We start from the raw sequence: 15956 nt of genomic DNA on the forward strand, positions 1-15956 counted from the left end.
CTACCCAGCCAATTGCTCGGCGGTCAGTGTGTAAAGCGATTCGGCTCCTGCGGTCGCTGCCGCGGTTAGGCCACGTGCCTCGGGCACGATCCGGTCGAGAAAGAACCGAACGCTAGCGGCCTTTGTGGTCGCCAACTCCGGCGCGGCACCGTCCTTGATCGCCCGCAGCTGGCGTAGCAATTGCCACCCGGCAACGGCCACTGCGAGCATGGTGCAGAAGGGAACCGACCCGGCAAGGCTATCGTCCACGCTGGCATCAGCGCGCATCCATTTCGCCACTGTGTCGCAATCGGCAGCAAGCGCAGCAAGCGTCGGCTCGTCCTGCGCATCTCGGGCAATGTCGGCCGTCAGCGTCGCCAAGGCAGCACCATCGTCGAGCGCGAGCTTGCGGGTGACGAGATCGGCGGCCTGAATACCGTTCGTGCCTTCGTAAATCGGCGCAATGCGCGAATCGCGCCAGTGTTGTGCGGCCCCAGTTTCCTCGATGAAGCCCATGCCGCCATGGACCTGGACGCCCAGACTCGCCACTTCGATTCCGATATCGGTTCCCCAGGCCTTGATCAGCGGGGTGAGAACCTCGCCACGCGCACGCGCGCCGGCATCGCCCAGCGTCCCGCGATCGACCTGTCCCGCCGTATAATACAGCAGCGCGCGCGCGCCTTCAGTAAGGGCCTTCATTCGTAGCAGCATGCGGCGGACATCGGGATGATCGATGATGGCCACCGATGATCTGTCGGGCGATCCGGCGCGTGCGGATTGCACGCGTTCTTGCGCGTACGCAAAAGCTTGCTGCGTCGCCCGTTCGCCGATCTGGACCCCCTGGTTGCCGACATTTATGCGCGCATTGTTCATCATGGTGAACATCGCCATCAGGCCGCGATTTTCGGCACCAACCAGTTCGCCGATGCATTCGTCATTGTCGCCATAGCTCATGACGCAGGTCGGCGAGGCGTTGATGCCGAGCTTGTGCTCGATGCTTACGCATCGCAAGTCATTGTGGGATCCGAGCGACCCGTCCTCTTTCACGTGGTACTTCGGCACCACGAACAGCGAAATACCGCGCGTACCATCGGGCGCGTCGGGTAAACGGGCGAGCACGAGGTGGATGATGTTCTTGGCAAGTTCGTGTTCACCCCAGGTGATGTAAATTTTCTGACCCTTGATCAGATATCTGCCTGCGTGCTCTCCCTCCGAGATGGGTCTGGCGGTAGTACGCAGTGCACCGACATCCGAACCAGCCTGAGGCTCGGTTAGGTTCATAGTTCCTGACCATTCGCCGCTCACCAGTTTGGGAAGGTATTTTTCCTGAAGTTCCGCAGAGCCATGATGGTCGAGCGATTCGATCGCGCCAACGCTCAGCATTGGAAGCAAGTTGAAGGCCATGTTCGCCGTGCCGAGGTTTTCGAGAACATTGCATGACAGGGTAAACGGCAGGCCTTGTCCGCCGAACCCCACGGGTCCGGAAATGGCATTCCAGCCCTGTTCGACATAATGCGCATAGGCTTCGGCAAATCCGTCAGGAAGGCGGACCACACCGTTCTCCAGCTTTGCGCCCTCGATATCGCCGATGCGATTGAGGGGCGCCCATTCCCCAGCAGCAAATTCGCCAATGCCGGCCACGATGGCCTCGACCATATCCGGTTCGGCGGCGGCAAATTTTTCGCTGTTCGCCAAATCGTCGATTCCGGCGTTTACGCGGATGGCGAGCAACTGGTCCTGGGTGGCGGGGGTGTAGGTCACGGGTAATCCTCTTGGCTTTGTGCCGAACGAGATATAGCGCGCGGGCATGAGCGGCAAATACGTTACGGAAACGATAGGGACCGATGCGCACGAAATTACACGCGCTGCACGGATATTGCGCGATGGAGGTCTCGTCGCCGTACCTACCGAGACGGTCTATGGCCTTGCCGCGCGCGCAGATAACGACGAGGCGGTGTCGCGGATCTATGGCGCAAAAGGTCGACCCGATTTCAATCCGCTCATCGTCCATGTGGCATCGCTGGAGCTTGCGCGCAAGCTGGCCGACTTTTCCGACGTAGCGGAGAAGCTGGCGGCAGAGCACTGGCCGGGACCGCTCACCCTTGTGCTCCCGCGCCGCCGAGATGCCGGTCTTGCCGAGGCCGTGACAGCGGGGCTTGAAACGGTCGCGATACGCATGCCCTCGCACGCCGTCATGCGCGCCTTGCTCGAGAATAGCGGTCTGCCGATCGCCGCGCCATCCGCGAATCGCAGCGGTTTCATCAGCCCGACCTCGACGGCACATGTTCTCGCATCGCTCGACGGCAGGATCGACGCGGTGATCGACGGCGGCGTGTGCGAGCAGGGCCTGGAATCGACGATTGCGGCGGTTCGTGCGGATGGATCTGTCGCCGTTTTGCGCCCAGGTCCCATACTTCTCGCGGCCTCGGCGGCAGATGGAAAGAATATTGAAGCGCCGGGGCAGCTTGCGAGCCATTACGCACCGGGCAAGCCCGTTCGGCTGATGGCTTCAGAAGTTGCGCCAGACGAGTTCTTGATCGGCTTCGGTGATCTGGCTGGCGATTGCTCGTTGTCGGAGAGGGGTGATCTCACGGAAGCGGCGTCACGCCTCTATGCCTGCCTTCACGAGGGAGCCTTGTCGGCCAAACCTCGCATTGCGGTTGCAGAAATTCCGGAAGTGGGCGTGGGGATTGCGATCAACGACCGGCTACGCCGTGCCGCCACTCCGCCCGATTGATCACTCGGGCTCGACCGGTATCGATGGAATGATCTGCTGCATCTCGGCATAACTATTGCGTGCATCGTCGCAGGCCCGGCGATTGCCATCCTTGCAGCGGTCGAGCTGCTTGTCATAGTCCCGTTCCAACTGGGCAAGCCGGGCTTCCCGACGCCGAATTTCGCGGCCGCGCTTCTCGTCGGCTTCAGATTGGCTGGTAGTGGCTATATCGACACCCTTGCCGACTGCCTTCACCGGCAGCGTGGCAACATCCACCACGGTCTTTGCAAGGCAACCGGGCAAGGCAAGGGTCACAGGCAGCAGAATGATTAAGGCTAGACGGCGCATGGCGAAATCCTCTCGCCGCGCCGCCTAGCCTAAATAGCGTGAGCCGTCGATGAACTTACGTTTCGGGCGTTGCTGGAGCATCCGGCGCAGTCGGGCTCGAAGGGGCGTCAGGTGCAGTGGGTGCCTGTGTTGCCGTCCGGATATCGCGGCAGTTGAGCGCGCCCGACCCCATCGCGCTTACTGTGCAGTCTGCGCGGCCGTTTACCGTGATCGTTCCCGAGCCCATGATGCTCGCATCAACCTTGCCGTCCGAGGCGAATTCGGCATCGCCTGAGCCGGCGACGGATATGTCGGCATTGCCGACCTTGAGGCCGGCCATATCGGCCTTGCCGGATCCGGCTACGGTCATATCCAGCATATCGACGGTTCCGGCGCCTTCGAAGCTTCCCGATCCAGCAATGGTCAGATCCAGTGAATCAGCGTCGAACCGGGCGACCTTGGCTTTCCCCGATCCAGCGATGGTGACATCGGCTTTGCCTCGCATGGAGGCGGCCTCGATATCGCCCGATCCTGCAAGCACCATCGCCGTAAGGCTGGGCATCGTCACCCGAACGGTGGCCACACCACCGATTTTGCCCATATCCTTGGCGCGGCTTATGCCCAAAGAGCCCTCGTCGAGCGAAAAACGCACCGCGTCGACGGCCGCGTCTTCTCCGGACACGGCGATGTCCAGCTTTTCGCCTTCGGTCACAATAACCTTGTCCGGTCCGGCAAGAGCAAGTTCGGTCGGTGCGGCACCGCTCATATCCAGCTCGGCAAGCGGCACACCGTCGCCATCGCCGATGTGGATGTTCATGTTGTCGCACCCTGTTACAAGTGCTGCTCCAGCCAAGGCTGCGAGCGGGGCAAGGCCTTTCAGAATTCGGTGGATCATCGGTGTAGTATTCCTCTCGCTGCGGCAGTCCGTATTGCTGATATAATACAGTGCTTGATCATCAACAAGGTAAGAATGCTGTATTCGGTCATCCGATTTGGATGCGGCTCAGCGTGAGCAGGTCAGACGTCCAGATCCCATGCGGGTCTGGGAGCAGTCAGTGGTTCCCGTAACGATGGCGCTGCCGCTACCCACGATACTTGCCTTCACCGGGCCGTCGGCGCGGAACCTGGCACCGCCCGATCCCGCGATCGATACGGCCGATCGACCGACACGAAGGCGCGTTGCATCGATATCTCCGCTCCCGGCGATATTGATACTGCTGTCCTCTGCATTGCCTACGATCTTCAGGTCGCCTGACCCTGCAATTGCTGCTGACAGATGCGAAGCTTTCACCCGGCCGATCTCCAGCGTACCGGAGCCAGCAACCGTGGCGCCGATATCCGATCCGCTCATGCTATCGACAATGAGATTGCCCGATCCAGCAAGCGTGGCAGAGGTGACAGATGGCGCGGTGACTTCGATTCTGGCTGTGCCCTTTATCGGTTCACGGCGCCAGCGGCGGCCGATGACCAATTGCCCGTCATCGACGACATAACGCAGTTCGGCCAGCACGGCTGGGCTGCCGGAGGCGCGGATTCGCCACTGATTGCCTCGCGTGACTGACACCGTGTCGTTGCCTGCCAGAGTGACCTTTTCGAAGCGCTGCGTGGCTGTGCTCGTCTCGCCGATCAGGCGGCCGTCATCCAGTGTCGAGCGCCATGTCTTTTCTGCAAGCAGGGGCGTTGTCGGGATGGCGGTAACGGTTGCCAGCGCGAGTGCAGCTATCGTCAAAGTGCGTACCATGTGCAGTCTCCAAATTGCAGACTGCATCATTCGCACCGCGGAATAACCACGTCCAACGCGTTCGTCGACAAATGTAATCGCTTGGCGGATTATGGCCGGAGTGGCACCAACGAAAAGGGGCGCCGCATGGCGCCCCTTACGTGTTCGATTAATCAAGCGCGTTACGCGTCTTCGGCATTCTCGTAATATTGCGGGGCATGTTCGCGCAGCACGTCGAGGATTTTCTCGAGCGCAGTCGGCTCGTCCGTCTTCTCCATTGCGGCGAGTTCGCGCGCGAGCCGGCTGGACGCGGCTTCGAAGATCTGCCGTTCGGAATAGCTTTGTTCCGGCTGATCGTCGGGACGGAAGAGGTCGCGAGTCACTTCAGCGATCAGCACGATTTCACCCGAGTTGATCTTGGCTTCGTATTCCTGCGCACGGCGGCTCCACATGGTCCGCTTGACCTTGGGTTTGCCCTTGAGAGTTTCCATCGCTTCCTTGAGCGTCTTGTCGGAAGACAGCTTGCGCATGCCGATGGATTCGACTTTGTTGACCGGAACGCGCAGCGTCATGCGTTCTTTTTCGAAGCGGAGGACATAAAGGTCGAGCTGCATACCGGCGATTTCTTCGCTCTGGAGCTCGATGACACGGCCCACACCGTGCTTGGGGTAAACAACGTAATCGCCAACGTCGAAGGCATCAGGCTTGCTAGCCATGCAATCTTTCCTTTCGTCGGAGCGCGGCGCGAAGGCAGCAGCGTCAAGAAAGGCCTGACTGCGACCCATGCGAGAGTGCAGTGTAAACCCGGTTGTGACGTTGCTGGAAGCGGCGTGCCCTTTCAATTATCTCACCTGGCCGGGAGCAAGCCGGCTCAGTTGTTGCATTATATAGCACAGCCGCAACAAAATTGCGAATCGCAATTGGCAAGGATGCAGCGTTCAACTGAGAGCGGCAACGGCCGCAAGCGATCAGTCGCCTTCGCCGGGTTCGGCCGAGAAGTACTTGTCGTACTTGTCTTCTTCGTCCTTGTGCTCGTCGGCATCGGCCGGCGGTTCTTTCGACTGGGTGATGTTGGGCCATTCGGCGCTGAACTTGGTGTTCAGTTCAAGCCATTTTTCCAGGCCATCTTCCGTGTCGGGGAGAATCGCTTCAGCGGGGCACTCGGGCTCGCAAACGCCGCAATCGATGCATTCGCTGGGATTGATGACGAGCATATTGTCGCCCTCGTAGAAACAATCGACCGGACACACCTCTACACAATCGGTGTACTTGCACTTGATGCAGGCGTCGGTGACGACATAGGTCATTGGTGGCGTAATCCCTGGAACTGTTTGCCTGAACGCGCTGCTAGGGCGGATTATCCGTTGGGGTCAAGCTCCCGATAACAGGCTTGTGCTTCCCGGGGCGGCCCGCGGCGTTCCGGCAACGCGAGGATTTCGATCAGTTTTACCGTGTTACCGAGCGGCAAGGTGAGGATGTCGCCCTCGACGATGTCGCGCGAACAGCGCCTGACGCGTTCGCCGTTGCGGCGAATATGGCCCTCGTTGATCAGCCTGTGTGCCGCGCTCCTCGTTCGTGTGAAGCGCAAATGGCACAGCAGCCTGTCGATCCTCACACGGGCCCCATCATGTACGCACTAGATCGGCAAGTGCGGCAAAGGCACTCCCTTCACGGGGTTTCATGGGGGTAGGTCGCTCCTGTTTGCGGCGCGATGGCCGCCATTCCCAGCGATCGGGTCGAGGCGGACCGAATTGGCCTTCGGGCAGCGGCTTTGCTTTCTGCACCCGAAAACCAGCATTCCCCAGCAAGCGGGAGATGTTATCTTCCTCCAAACCGATGGATATCGGCAGGGCATAGTCGAGCACGAATTTGCGTCTGCGGTCCTTGCTTTGCGCCTTCGCCCGCGTTTCATGCGCCGCGCGCAGTATCTTCTCTGCCAGATCGATTCGGATGGCCTGCGTGCCAGCGGCGCGATAGCCCGAGGGTAGTTTCTTGGTTTCCGCAATCACCGGCAGCATCGCTTCCTGCAAAGGTCGGCGATCCACGCCGAGCATATTGAGCAATTGCCGCGGAGCGGGTTTCAGCAAGGCTGGCGCGAAGACGTCCAGGGCTCCGAAGGTCACCCCTATCTTTCGCAGGAACGGTCGCATCTCCTTGGGCAGATGCTCGATCCCCGCTCTGTCGCGCGTAACGTAACCATGCCCGGCAATGAGATTGAGCAGCAGAGCGCGCGCTTGCGACCCGGCATCCGGATTGCTTGCCGCATGGTGCATCTTTTCAAGCGGCTCCAGAGGCTGGAGCTTCTTGTCGAGCCATTTTTCCAGCCCGGCCATCAAATTGTTGCGCGCATTTTCGGGCAATGCAGACACTTCACGACTGGGTTTCAGCAGTGGCTTTATGCTCCCGTCTCGACGTTCGAGTTCGGCCAGAACCTCGCCCTTCCACCGTATGGCGCCGCGTGCAAGCTCGATGCCTTCCATGTCTGCAGCCACCAGCTGGTCAGCCTTCGTCCCAAGCAGTTTGGGCAGCGCCTTTTCCGCGGCCGCGAGAAGCATGCGCCGGTCTTCGTGGCGGGCAGAGGAATCCACCTTGAACCGCAATCCTTCAACGTGGCCCAGCACTTCGCCTTCCACGCTAACCTCGCCACTGTCATTCAATTCAATCGGCAGCATGCCTGCATCCTGTCCTAGCGACTTCATCAATATCGCCGTCCTTCGGTTCACGAATCTTTCGGTCAGTCGCGCATGGAGCGCATCCGACAATTTGGCTTCGACGGCGCGCGCCCGCGACGCCATTTCGTCACGCGCCAGCACCCAATCGGGTCGCTGGCAAATATAGGCCCAAGTGCGAATCGCCGAGATCCGCCCCTGCAGCGTATCGATGTCCCCGGACATGTTGTCGAGTTCGCTGATGCGCGCCGCGACATAATCGGCGCCAAGATAGCCTTGCGCAAGGTCCTGCCACAATCGCGCGACGAAACGGGCGTGAACATCGGCGCCGCGTTGACGGAAGTCCGGCAGGGAACAGGCTTCCCAGAACCGGCGCACCATGCCTGCGCCCCGGACATTGGCTCCAATCGGTTCGTCCGCCAGGCGCTTGAGCGTGGCCAGGTCGATGGCTTCCGGGGCAAGGCGCAAGGCAGGATCGCCCGGCGGCGTCTCCAGGTCCGTGATCAGCGTCGCAAGCGAATCGAAGCGCGGTTCCGGCTCGCGCCAGTAGAGGTGGGTGAGCGGCGCGAACCGATGTTCCTCGATCGCATAGACTTCTTCTTCGGTAAATTCGGGCGCCGTGCCGTGCTTGTTCGTCCCGGCGAGCGTGCCAAAGGTCCCGTCACGCTGGTGACGGCCAGCCCGCCCGGCGATCTGGGCCATTTCCGCGGGAAAAAGCCGGCGCATCCGGACCCCGTCGAATTTTGACAGGCCGGCGAAGGCGACATGGTTGACGTCAAGGTTCAGCCCCATGCCGATCGCATCGGTGGCAACGATGTAGTCGACTTCGCCATTCTGGAACAAGGCGACCTGCTTGTTGCGCGTCTCCGGGCTGAGTGCACCCATGACCACTGCGGCGCCGCCACGAAAGCGCCGCAGCATTTCGGCCACGCCGTAGACCTGCTCGGCACTGAATGCGACGATCGCGCTTCGGGGCGGAAGGCGCGACAGCTTGCGCGGCCCGATGTGGGTAAGGGTGGAGAAGCGGGGGCGATCGGAAATCTCTGCCTCGGGCACCAGCTGGCGCACCAGTGGTTCGAGCGTGGCCGCGCCCAGCAGCATCGTTTCCTCGCGCCCACGCGTATTGAGCAAATGATCGGTAAAGATATGCCCCCGCTCGCGATCCGCTCCGATCTGGGCTTCGTCCAGAGCAACGAAGGCGGCGCCCGCTCCATCGCGCGGCATCGCTTCGGCGGTACAACACATGTAACGCGCCCCTTTGGGCTCGATACGCTCTTCGCCAGTTATCAGCGCCACGGCGTCATCGCCCTTGATCGCGCGAACGCGGTCATAGACTTCGCGAGCAAGCAGGCGAAGCGGGAAGCCCATGCAGCCGCTGGAATGCGCGGCCATGCGCTCGATCGCCAGATGCGTCTTGCCGGTATTGGTGGGTCCGAGGACTGCCTTGATAGCGCTTCTCTGCACGCGCCCTAGGTGGCAGTGCGCGGGCCTCAGGGCAACCGTGCGGCGCGCCGGAAGTTCGATTCACCGCAATCCGGACTCGCATGGCCGCAAGTTAAGACCGTCTTTACTTTGTTTTGGCAGGCAAAGCGGGCACAGGCTCTTTAAGCGGGATTGGGTCGCACCGAACACGCATCGGGTGACCAATACGGAGGGACAGGCGTGTATACGTCCCATACGGACAGTAACGAAGCGGATCTGCAGTCGGCGACGGGTGGGCGAAATGGCTCGGCCGCAGCGCTTGCGCACGACCAGATTCTGCCTAACCTGCCTCTTTCCAAATTTTCGTGGTCCGCCGTGCGCGAACGCCTTTCGGGTCGCATCGCCGGACTGGACCTGGCACCCGACCTTGGCAGTGAAATCGGCAGCAAACGCTGGTTCCGCGGCTTAGGAACCTTTCTTGGCCTGAGCGCGGCCGCTCTAGCTTTCTGGCCGACTTTCGCGCCGCTCGAGGCTGCGCCACCTGCGCATATCGATGATGCTGTACGCGACGAGTTTCGCAGCCAGATGATTCTGCCACTGGGACTCGGTGCAGACAGTGGCCGCCACATGGGGGCGACCGCTCTCGTCGCGCCGCTTGCCGCAGCGCCGGAGCGACCCACGATTGAGATGGTCGCGACGCTGGCCAAGGGCGATAGCTTCGAACGCATGCTGCGCCGGGCAGGTGTCGGTGTGGGCGACACCGATCGCGTAGCCGCGCTGGTCGCAGGGGCAATCCCCCTGTCGGACCTGGAATCGGGCACGCAATTCGATATCACCTTGGGGCGCCGTACGGCCCCTGGCCAACCCCGGCCGCTGCAGTCGATCGCATTTCGCGCGCGGTTCGATCTCGAACTGGACGTTGGCCGCCTTGACGATGGCGCCGATCTTTCACTTACCCGCAAGATTATACGCGTCGACGATACGCCTTTGCGGATACGCGGTGTGGTGGGCGACAGTCTGTACCGCTCGGCGCGAGCGGCGGGAGCACCGGCGAGCGCCGTTCAGGCCTATCTCAAGACGCTGGGCCAGCACGTGAACCTCGACCGGGAAGTCAGGTCCGGAGATACATTCGATTTCATCGTCGCGCATCGCCGTGCCGCCACGGGCGAACGGCAGGCGGGCCAGTTGCTTTATGCGGGTCTGGACCGGGGCGAAAAATCTGCCGTCCAGTTGATGCGCTGGGGCAAGGATGGCGAGTTTTACGAGGCATCGGGTGTCGGGGAGCAACGCGGCGGCCTGATGGCGCCCGTGCCGGGTCGTATGAGCTCGCGCTTCGGCATGCGCCGCCATCCGATCCTCGGCTATCGCCGGATGCATTCGGGGCTCGATTTCAAGGCGGGCCACGGCCAGCCCATCGTCGCAGTCACGGATGGCCGCGTGCTGTCGGCAGGGCGCGCTGGCGGATGCGGCAATGCGGTGAAGCTGCGCCACGGTGGCGGCATCGATACGCGTTATTGCCACATGAGCCGCATCGCCGTGGACCGCGGGCAGAATGTACGGCGCGGGCAGGTGATCGGCTATGTCGGCTCGACCGGCCTGTCGACCGGGCCCCATCTCCATTACGAGATGTATCGCAACGGGCGCGCCATCGATCCCGCATCGGTCCAGTATGTGACGCGGGCGCAGCTTGCGGGGGCCGAATTGCAGCGGTTCAAGGATACTCTGGCCAGGATGAAGACGGTCGAGCCCGGGGCCGCGCTTGCCGAGCTGGAACAGACCGCCACCGAGGTCGCTGCCGAAGCGCCCGTGCGCGAAATCGACAGGCTGGCGCTGCCGAAGAAGTAGCCCGGCGATTGCGCCGCGTGCGTGCTTGCGGCAGAGCGCGTGTATGACAAACGCAAGCTATCCCAACACCCGCATGCGCCGCACCCGTGCGAGCAGCTGGAGCCGCGCGATGTATCGCGAAACCGTGCTGTCGCCGGCGGACCTCATCTGGCCGCTTTTCGTCACCGACGGCAAGGGTGTGGAGGAGCCGGTGGCGAGCCTGCCCGGAGTATCGCGCTGGTCCGTCGACGGTATCGCAAAGCATGCGAAACAAGCGTTTGATCTGGGGATTCCATGTGTAGCATTGTTCCCGAACACCCAGCCGAACAAGCGCAGCGACGATGGGGTAGAGGCGTTCAATCCCGACAATCTGATGTGCCGCGCCATCAAGGCGATCCGCGATGCCTGCGGATCGGACATCGGTATTCTGACGGACGTCGCGCTCGACCCCTATACCAGCCACGGGCAGGACGGGCTGCTGGACGATAGCGGCTATGTCCTCAACGACGATACGGTTGCAGTGCTGGTGGATCAGGCCGTGAACCAGGCGAATGCCGGCGCGGATATCATTGCGCCGTCGGACATGATGGACGGGCGCGTGCGGGCGATCCGCATGGCGCTGGAATTGAACCAGCACCCCAATGTCCAGATCATGGCTTACGCGGCCAAATATGCCTCTGCCTTCTATGGCCCGTTCCGTGACGCCGTGGGGTCGGGCGGCCTGCTGAAGGGCGACAAGAAAAGCTATCAGATGGATCCCGCCAATGGCGACGAGGCCATGCGCGAGATCGCGATGGATATTGCCGAGGGCGCGGATAGCGTGATGGTCAAGCCGGGGCTGGCCTATCTCGACATCATCTGGCGCGCGAAACAGGAATTCCACGTCCCCGTTTTCGCCTATCAGGTGAGCGGAGAATATGCGCTGATCGAAGCCGGTGCGGCAGCGGGCGTGGGCGACCGCGATGCCTTGCTGATGGAAAAGCTGCTCGCCTTCAAGCGCGCCGGATGCAGCGGCGTGCTGACCTATCACGCCCCGCGCGCCGCACAGCTCCTCAATGGCTGAGTTCCGCCTGGAGACCGAAAGGCTGATCCTGCGCGACTGGCGCGGCGATGCCGACTGGGACGAGTTCTTCCGCGTCACCAACACCCCCGCGGTCATGCAATGGCTGGGCGACGTGCTCGACGATGCAGGCCGCGCCAAGCAGCGCGCCCGGGTCGAGGCCTGCCGCGCGAAGAACGGATTCTGCTTCTGGGTCGTCGAGCGCAAGGAAGACGGCGCCATGCTCGGCTTCTGCGGGATCAAGCGCGCCGACGCGCCGGGATCGACGCTGACGGGCGAGTTCGAGGTGGGCTGGCGCCTGCGCGAAGATGCCTGGGGCAGGGGCTATGCCAGAGAAGCGGCCACGGCGACGCTGGATGCCGCTTTCGACACATTCGGCGCAGAAGAAGTCTTCGCCCTGACGGTTCCCGGCAACACGGCGAGCTGGGGCCTGATGAAGCGGCTGGGCATGGCCCGGCGCGAAGAGCTCGACTATGTCGACAACCGCTACGAAGAACCGTGGAACCCGACCATCGTCTATTCGATTGACCGCGATGCATGGAGTACGGACCGTGGCTGACATCATTGCCGAAACGGACCGGCTGATCCTGCGCACGATCGAAGAAGGCGATGCGGCGGAACAGGATCGCGTGCTGAATACGCCGACCGTGATGGCGCGTCTCGGCGGCGTGAAAGAGCTGCACGAGATCGAAGCGAAACATGCGAAATCGCGCGCGCTTTATGCGCAGCATGGTTTCAGCTTCCTGTTCATAATCGAAAAGGCCAGCGGTGAAATGGTCGGCCACTGCGGCATCAAACAGGTCGACAATCCACTGGCGCGGAACCAGGGCGATCACGAGATCGGCTGGCTGGTGCGGGAGGATCGCTGGCGGCGCGGCTATGCCGAAGAAGCGATGCATGCCGTGCTCGACTGGGCTTTTACCCGTGTAGGGGCGCCCCATGTGGTCGCGCTGACGAGCCCCGCCAACATCGGCAGCTGGAAACTGATGGAAAAGCTCGGCATGGTGCGCCGCGAAGATCTGGATTTCTCCGACCCCGCCTATCCGGCCGAGGACAATCCGACGATCCAGTATTCGCTTTCACGCGAGCAATGGGAGAGCACACGATGACCGCGAGCCGCCCCCCTGTGTCCCGACCGGGCGTCACCATTATTCCGATTCACGGCCACACGCCGAAAATCCATGACAGCGCCTTCATCGCGCCTGGCTGTACCGTCATCGGCAATGTCGAGATCGGTGCCGACAGTTCGGTATGGTACAATTGCGTGCTGCGCGCCGATGTCAGCCGCATCGTCATTGGCGAACGGACGAATATCCAGGACGGCAGTGTCTGCCATTGCGACCCGGAGCGCCCGGGCGATCCGGACGGATCGCCGCTGATCATCGGCGACGACGTGCTGATCGGGCATATGGCCATGGTACATGGCTGCACGATCGAGGACCGCGGCTTCGTGGGACTGGGTGCCATCGCGATGAACAAGGCGGTTATCGCCAGCGATTCCATGCTGGCCGCAGGCGCCATGCTGACCGAGGGCAAGGTGATGGGGCCGCGCGAATTATGGGGCGGGCGGCCTGCACGAAAGATGCGCGATCTCGACGATGCGGCAATCGCGGGCATGCGGATGGGCGTGGCGCATTACGCCGAAAACGCCAGGCATCACGCGGCAGCGGTGGATGAAGCGCTTACCCGCTGACCTATCCGACGCGGACGCCCTGCGCGCCCTGATCGACGAGCACGGACGCCTTGCCGTTCGGGCCACCCCAGGCGCACGAAGCGAAACCATCACGATCACCAAGACCGGCGTCGGCGTGAAAGTACGCGCCAAGCCGCAGGAGGGGGCCGCCAACACGGCCGTGATCCAGCTGGTCGCGCGCGCCCTCGATCTGGCGCCGTCACGCGTGGAACTGTTGCGCGGCGCAACTTCGCGCGAGAAACTGCTGCGGATTGCGCTCTAGATCCCCTCGTCCGCGGGCGGATCGTCCGTTCGACCTTTTTCCACCAGGGCGGCGTAGCAAAACAGCAGGAAGGCCATCGCGCACAGGATCGCCGGCGAGTGATCCTGCACAAGCTTGTGGAGCATCCCGCCGGCAATCGCGCCCAGAGCGAGCGCCATCCAGAGCCACCCGTAGCCGCGCGAACCTTCCTGAGAACGGCCCGACATGCGCGCGGCAAGGCCCTGTCCGAACCGGACCAGCGCCCCGGTCATGTAGGTCACGCCGACGGTCACTTCGCCATCCTTGGTAAAGACGTTGTTCGCCATTCCCATGGCGAGCGCCGATGCGGCGAGAAACCCGACCGTCGATCCGAGCATGCTGGCGATCGCACCGGCGCCGAGGACCAGGGTGACGGCGGCCAGCAGGGCTCTCTTGCGCCAGTCAGGCCAGCGCGATGCAAGCAGCGATCCCAGCACCACGCCGGTAACAAAGCCGCAGATCAGCGCAAACGGGATGTAGGCGATCGACGGCTGCCCGGCGATGTGCAGACCCAGCCGGGTGGTATTGCCCGACATGAAGGAGGCGAAATATCCGCCGGTCCTGATGAAGCCTGTCGCATCCACCGTGCCTGCCAGAAAGGCGAGGCCGAGAGCGAGTTTCCTGCGGGATCGTAACGGTGCACGCCGGCACCATGCCCACCGCAGGTTTGAAATCAATCCTTGATCAGCGCCTTCAGCGCTTCGATGCGATCGGCTTCGTGCGGCGGTTTGTCCCAGCGGATGCGGTGAATGCGGGGAAATCGCATGGCGAGGCCGGATTTGTGGCGCTTGCTGTCATGCACGCTGTCGAAGGCCACCTCGAAGACCAGGCTCTTGTCCGTTTCGCGCACCGGCCCGAAGCGGTTGACCGTGTTCTGCCGCACATGGCGATCCAGCTTCTTCAGTTCCTCGTCCGTGAAACCGGAATAAGCCTTGCCGACCGGGAGGAGATCCGCCCCGGCATCGGGATCGCCGTCCCAGCATCCGAAGGTGTAGTCGGAATAGAAACTCGACCGCTTGCCGCTGCCGCGCTGGGCATACATCAGCACGCAATCCACCAGCAGGGGATCGCGCTTCCACTTGTACCAATATCCCATCCGGCGTCCGGCGATGTAGGGGCTGTCCTTGCGTTTCAGCATCAGCCCTTCGATTGCGTCATCCCGGCTGCCTTCGCGGATTTCGCCCAGATGTTCGAAATCGCGCGCGTCGACCACCCGGCTGAGGTCGAAATGGCTTTCGGGCAGGCGCTCCATCAGTTTTTCCAGGCGTTGGCGCCGCTTGGTCCAGGGCAGGGCGCGCAGATCTTCGCCGTCGAGAAGCAGCACGTCGTAAAGCCGCACGAAGGCGGGCGCTTCGGCCAGCATCTTCTTGGACACCGTCTTGCGCCCAAGCCGCTGTTGCAGCGCGTTGAAGCTGGCTGCGCCCCCTTCTTCCCCACCCTGATGCGTTCCGCGCACCAGCAGTTCGCCATCGAGAACGGCGGGAAAGGGCAGTACATCGAGCAGTTCGGGGAAGGTTGCGGAGATATCGTCGCCCGAGCGGGAGAACAGTTTCGTTTCGTCCCCCGCCCGTACCAATTGCACGCGGATACCGTCCCATTTCCATTCTGCCGCATAATCCGCGAGATCGACCACCGTTTCTTCTAGCGGGTGGGCCAGCATGAAGGGACGGAAGGTCGGCAGGTTCGCCATGTCGGGCGGCGCTTCGCCATGGGCGGCCCAGTCGAACAGTTCGGGATAGGGCGGGGCGAGGCCGTGCCAATATTCCTCCACCTCGTCGACCGAGACGTCGAAAGCCTGCGCAAAGGCAGTCTTGGCTAGGCGGCTGGAAACGCCGATCCGCATACCCCCGGTGGCGAGTTTGAGCAGGGCGTAGCGGCCGGATGCGTCGAGCCGGTCGAGCAGCCGGGGCAGTTCGGAAACGACGGTCTTGCGGTTCATCGCTTCGAGCAGTTCGACCGTTTCGGTCACGCCCGGGGGCGAGGGAGGATGTTCGGGCGCGGGCCACAACAGGCTGGCCGTTTCCGCGGTATCGCCCACAAAATCGCGGCTCAGCGTCCATAGCACCGGATCGATCCGATCCTTGAGCAGATTGCGGATGGTGGAGGATTTGACGGCCGGAAAATCCAGCCCGTCGGACAGGGCGGCCAGCGCCCAGCCGCGATCGGGATCGGGTGTCGCCCGAAGATATTCGGCGATCAGCCGCAATTTCTCGTTGCGGCTGCGCGTATAGACCAGCGCATCGATAAGGGCGGCGAACTGCTCCAA

At 62.4% G+C, this 15956-nt stretch carries 17 protein-coding genes; 7 read left to right on the forward strand and 10 right to left on the reverse strand.

Annotated elements, in window-relative coordinates:
• Positions 1 to 1740, reverse strand: coding sequence for an acyl-CoA dehydrogenase family protein (locus AC13F2_RS07915; RefSeq protein WP_482965020.1), 1740 nt, complete (start codon positions 1738 to 1740; stop codon positions 1 to 3).
• Between the two features lie 46 nt (positions 1741 to 1786).
• Here AC13F2_RS07915 and AC13F2_RS07920 point away from each other — a divergent pair, with 46 nt between their 5' ends.
• The gene (locus AC13F2_RS07920; protein WP_482965021.1) at positions 1787 to 2716 is read left to right on the forward strand and encodes an L-threonylcarbamoyladenylate synthase; all 930 of its coding nucleotides are present in this window, start codon (positions 1787 to 1789) and stop codon (positions 2714 to 2716) included.
• On the opposite strand, the gene AC13F2_RS07925 is transcribed toward AC13F2_RS07920, so the two are convergent.
• The 7 genes from AC13F2_RS07925 to AC13F2_RS07955 all read right to left on the reverse strand — a co-directional run bounded on the left by AC13F2_RS07925 (position 2717) and on the right by AC13F2_RS07955 (position 8803).
• Complete coding sequence (locus AC13F2_RS07925) at positions 2717 to 3043, reverse strand: hypothetical protein (protein WP_482965022.1); 327 nt, start codon at positions 3041 to 3043, stop codon at positions 2717 to 2719.
• Between the two features lie 55 nt (positions 3044 to 3098).
• A complete protein-coding gene (locus tag AC13F2_RS07930) occupies positions 3099 to 3917 on the reverse strand; it encodes a head GIN domain-containing protein (RefSeq protein WP_482965023.1) in 819 nt (272 codons plus the stop codon).
• A gap of 108 nt (positions 3918 to 4025) precedes the next feature.
• Complete coding sequence (locus AC13F2_RS07935) at positions 4026 to 4763, reverse strand: head GIN domain-containing protein (RefSeq protein ID WP_397489552.1); 738 nt, start codon at positions 4761 to 4763, stop codon at positions 4026 to 4028.
• 161 nt (positions 4764 to 4924) lie between these two features.
• Positions 4925 to 5458: a CarD family transcriptional regulator gene (locus AC13F2_RS07940; RefSeq protein WP_103024716.1), complete on the reverse strand. Its 534-nt coding sequence runs from the start codon at positions 5456 to 5458 to the stop codon at positions 4925 to 4927.
• A gap of 252 nt (positions 5459 to 5710) precedes the next feature.
• On the reverse strand, positions 5711 to 6049 hold the full coding sequence (fdxA, locus tag AC13F2_RS07945; RefSeq protein WP_103024715.1) for a ferredoxin FdxA: 339 nt from the start codon (positions 6047 to 6049) through the stop codon (positions 5711 to 5713).
• A 50-nt stretch (positions 6050 to 6099) separates the two neighbouring features.
• The gene (locus AC13F2_RS07950) at positions 6100 to 6357 is read right to left on the reverse strand and encodes an RNA-binding S4 domain-containing protein (RefSeq protein ID WP_482965024.1); all 258 of its coding nucleotides are present in this window, start codon (positions 6355 to 6357) and stop codon (positions 6100 to 6102) included.
• Positions 6358 to 6367: 10 nt separating this feature from the next.
• The gene (locus AC13F2_RS07955) at positions 6368 to 8803 is read right to left on the reverse strand and encodes a helicase-related protein (RefSeq protein WP_482965156.1); all 2436 of its coding nucleotides are present in this window, start codon (positions 8801 to 8803) and stop codon (positions 6368 to 6370) included.
• A 270-nt stretch (positions 8804 to 9073) separates the two neighbouring features.
• Between AC13F2_RS07955 and AC13F2_RS07960 the strand changes: the two genes are divergently transcribed.
• The 6 genes from AC13F2_RS07960 to AC13F2_RS07985 are packed head-to-tail and all read left to right on the forward strand — an operon-like array spanning position 9074 to position 13672.
• Positions 9074 to 10678 carry a M23 family metallopeptidase gene (locus tag AC13F2_RS07960; RefSeq protein ID WP_482965025.1) on the forward strand — a complete coding sequence of 535 codons (1605 nt, stop codon included), beginning with the start codon at positions 9074 to 9076 and terminating at the stop codon, positions 10676 to 10678.
• Between the two features lie 43 nt (positions 10679 to 10721).
• Positions 10722 to 11720 carry a porphobilinogen synthase gene (hemB, locus tag AC13F2_RS07965; RefSeq protein ID WP_482965026.1) on the forward strand — a complete coding sequence of 333 codons (999 nt, stop codon included), beginning with the start codon at positions 10722 to 10724 and terminating at the stop codon, positions 11718 to 11720.
• Positions 11713 to 12276 (forward strand): GNAT family N-acetyltransferase, encoded by a 564-nt coding sequence (locus tag AC13F2_RS07970; protein WP_482965027.1) that lies wholly within the window; start codon positions 11713 to 11715, stop codon positions 12274 to 12276. Before hemB ends, AC13F2_RS07970 begins: the two co-directional genes overlap by 8 nt.
• Positions 12269 to 12826 (forward strand): GNAT family N-acetyltransferase, encoded by a 558-nt coding sequence (locus tag AC13F2_RS07975; RefSeq protein WP_482965028.1) that lies wholly within the window; start codon positions 12269 to 12271, stop codon positions 12824 to 12826. The genes AC13F2_RS07970 and AC13F2_RS07975 overlap by 8 nt, the downstream gene beginning before the upstream one ends.
• Complete coding sequence (locus AC13F2_RS07980; protein WP_482965029.1) at positions 12823 to 13410, forward strand: gamma carbonic anhydrase family protein; 588 nt, start codon at positions 12823 to 12825, stop codon at positions 13408 to 13410. The genes AC13F2_RS07975 and AC13F2_RS07980 overlap by 4 nt, the downstream gene beginning before the upstream one ends.
• Positions 13391 to 13672, forward strand: a complete 282-nt coding sequence (locus AC13F2_RS07985) for a DUF167 domain-containing protein (RefSeq protein ID WP_482965030.1) — start codon at positions 13391 to 13393, stop codon at positions 13670 to 13672. The genes AC13F2_RS07980 and AC13F2_RS07985 overlap by 20 nt, the downstream gene beginning before the upstream one ends.
• Here AC13F2_RS07985 and AC13F2_RS07990 read toward each other — a convergent pair.
• Together AC13F2_RS07990 and AC13F2_RS07995 are read right to left on the reverse strand one after the other, a co-directional pair.
• The gene (locus AC13F2_RS07990) at positions 13669 to 14367 is read right to left on the reverse strand and encodes a YoaK family protein (RefSeq protein WP_482965031.1); all 699 of its coding nucleotides are present in this window, start codon (positions 14365 to 14367) and stop codon (positions 13669 to 13671) included. The two genes, AC13F2_RS07985 and AC13F2_RS07990, sit on opposite strands and share 4 nt — an antisense overlap.
• A complete protein-coding gene (locus AC13F2_RS07995; RefSeq protein WP_482965032.1) occupies positions 14364 to 15956 on the reverse strand; it encodes a cisplatin damage response ATP-dependent DNA ligase in 1593 nt (530 codons plus the stop codon). The genes AC13F2_RS07990 and AC13F2_RS07995 overlap by 4 nt, the downstream gene beginning before the upstream one ends.

The organism is Qipengyuania sp. L-5Y (genome assembly GCF_056859455.1).

Bases quoted from the DNA above. Each gene is read 5' to 3' on its own strand.
- AC13F2_RS07920 (WP_482965021.1), top strand. From the start codon at position 1,787: ATGAGCGGCAAATACGTTACGGAAACGATAGGGACCGATGCGCACGAA.
- AC13F2_RS07925 (WP_482965022.1), bottom strand. From the start codon at position 3,043: ATGCGCCGTCTAGCCTTAATCATTCTGCTGCCTGTGACCCTTGCCTTG.
- AC13F2_RS07930 (WP_482965023.1), bottom strand. From the start codon at position 3,917: ATGATCCACCGAATTCTGAAAGGCCTTGCCCCGCTCGCAGCCTTGGCT.
- AC13F2_RS07935 (WP_397489552.1), bottom strand. From the start codon at position 4,763: ATGGTACGCACTTTGACGATAGCTGCACTCGCGCTGGCAACCGTTACC.
- AC13F2_RS07940 (WP_103024716.1), bottom strand. From the start codon at position 5,458: ATGGCTAGCAAGCCTGATGCCTTCGACGTTGGCGATTACGTTGTTTAC.
- fdxA (WP_103024715.1), bottom strand. From the start codon at position 6,049: ATGACCTATGTCGTCACCGACGCCTGCATCAAGTGCAAGTACACCGAT.
- AC13F2_RS07955 (WP_482965156.1), bottom strand. From the start codon at position 8,803: ATGGCCGCGCATTCCAGCGGCTGCATGGGCTTCCCGCTTCGCCTGCTT.
- hemB (WP_482965026.1), top strand. From the start codon at position 10,722: ATGACAAACGCAAGCTATCCCAACACCCGCATGCGCCGCACCCGTGCG.
- AC13F2_RS07970 (WP_482965027.1), top strand. From the start codon at position 11,713: ATGGCTGAGTTCCGCCTGGAGACCGAAAGGCTGATCCTGCGCGACTGG.
- AC13F2_RS07980 (WP_482965029.1), top strand. From the start codon at position 12,823: ATGACCGCGAGCCGCCCCCCTGTGTCCCGACCGGGCGTCACCATTATT.
- AC13F2_RS07985 (WP_482965030.1), top strand. From the start codon at position 13,391: ATGAAGCGCTTACCCGCTGACCTATCCGACGCGGACGCCCTGCGCGCC.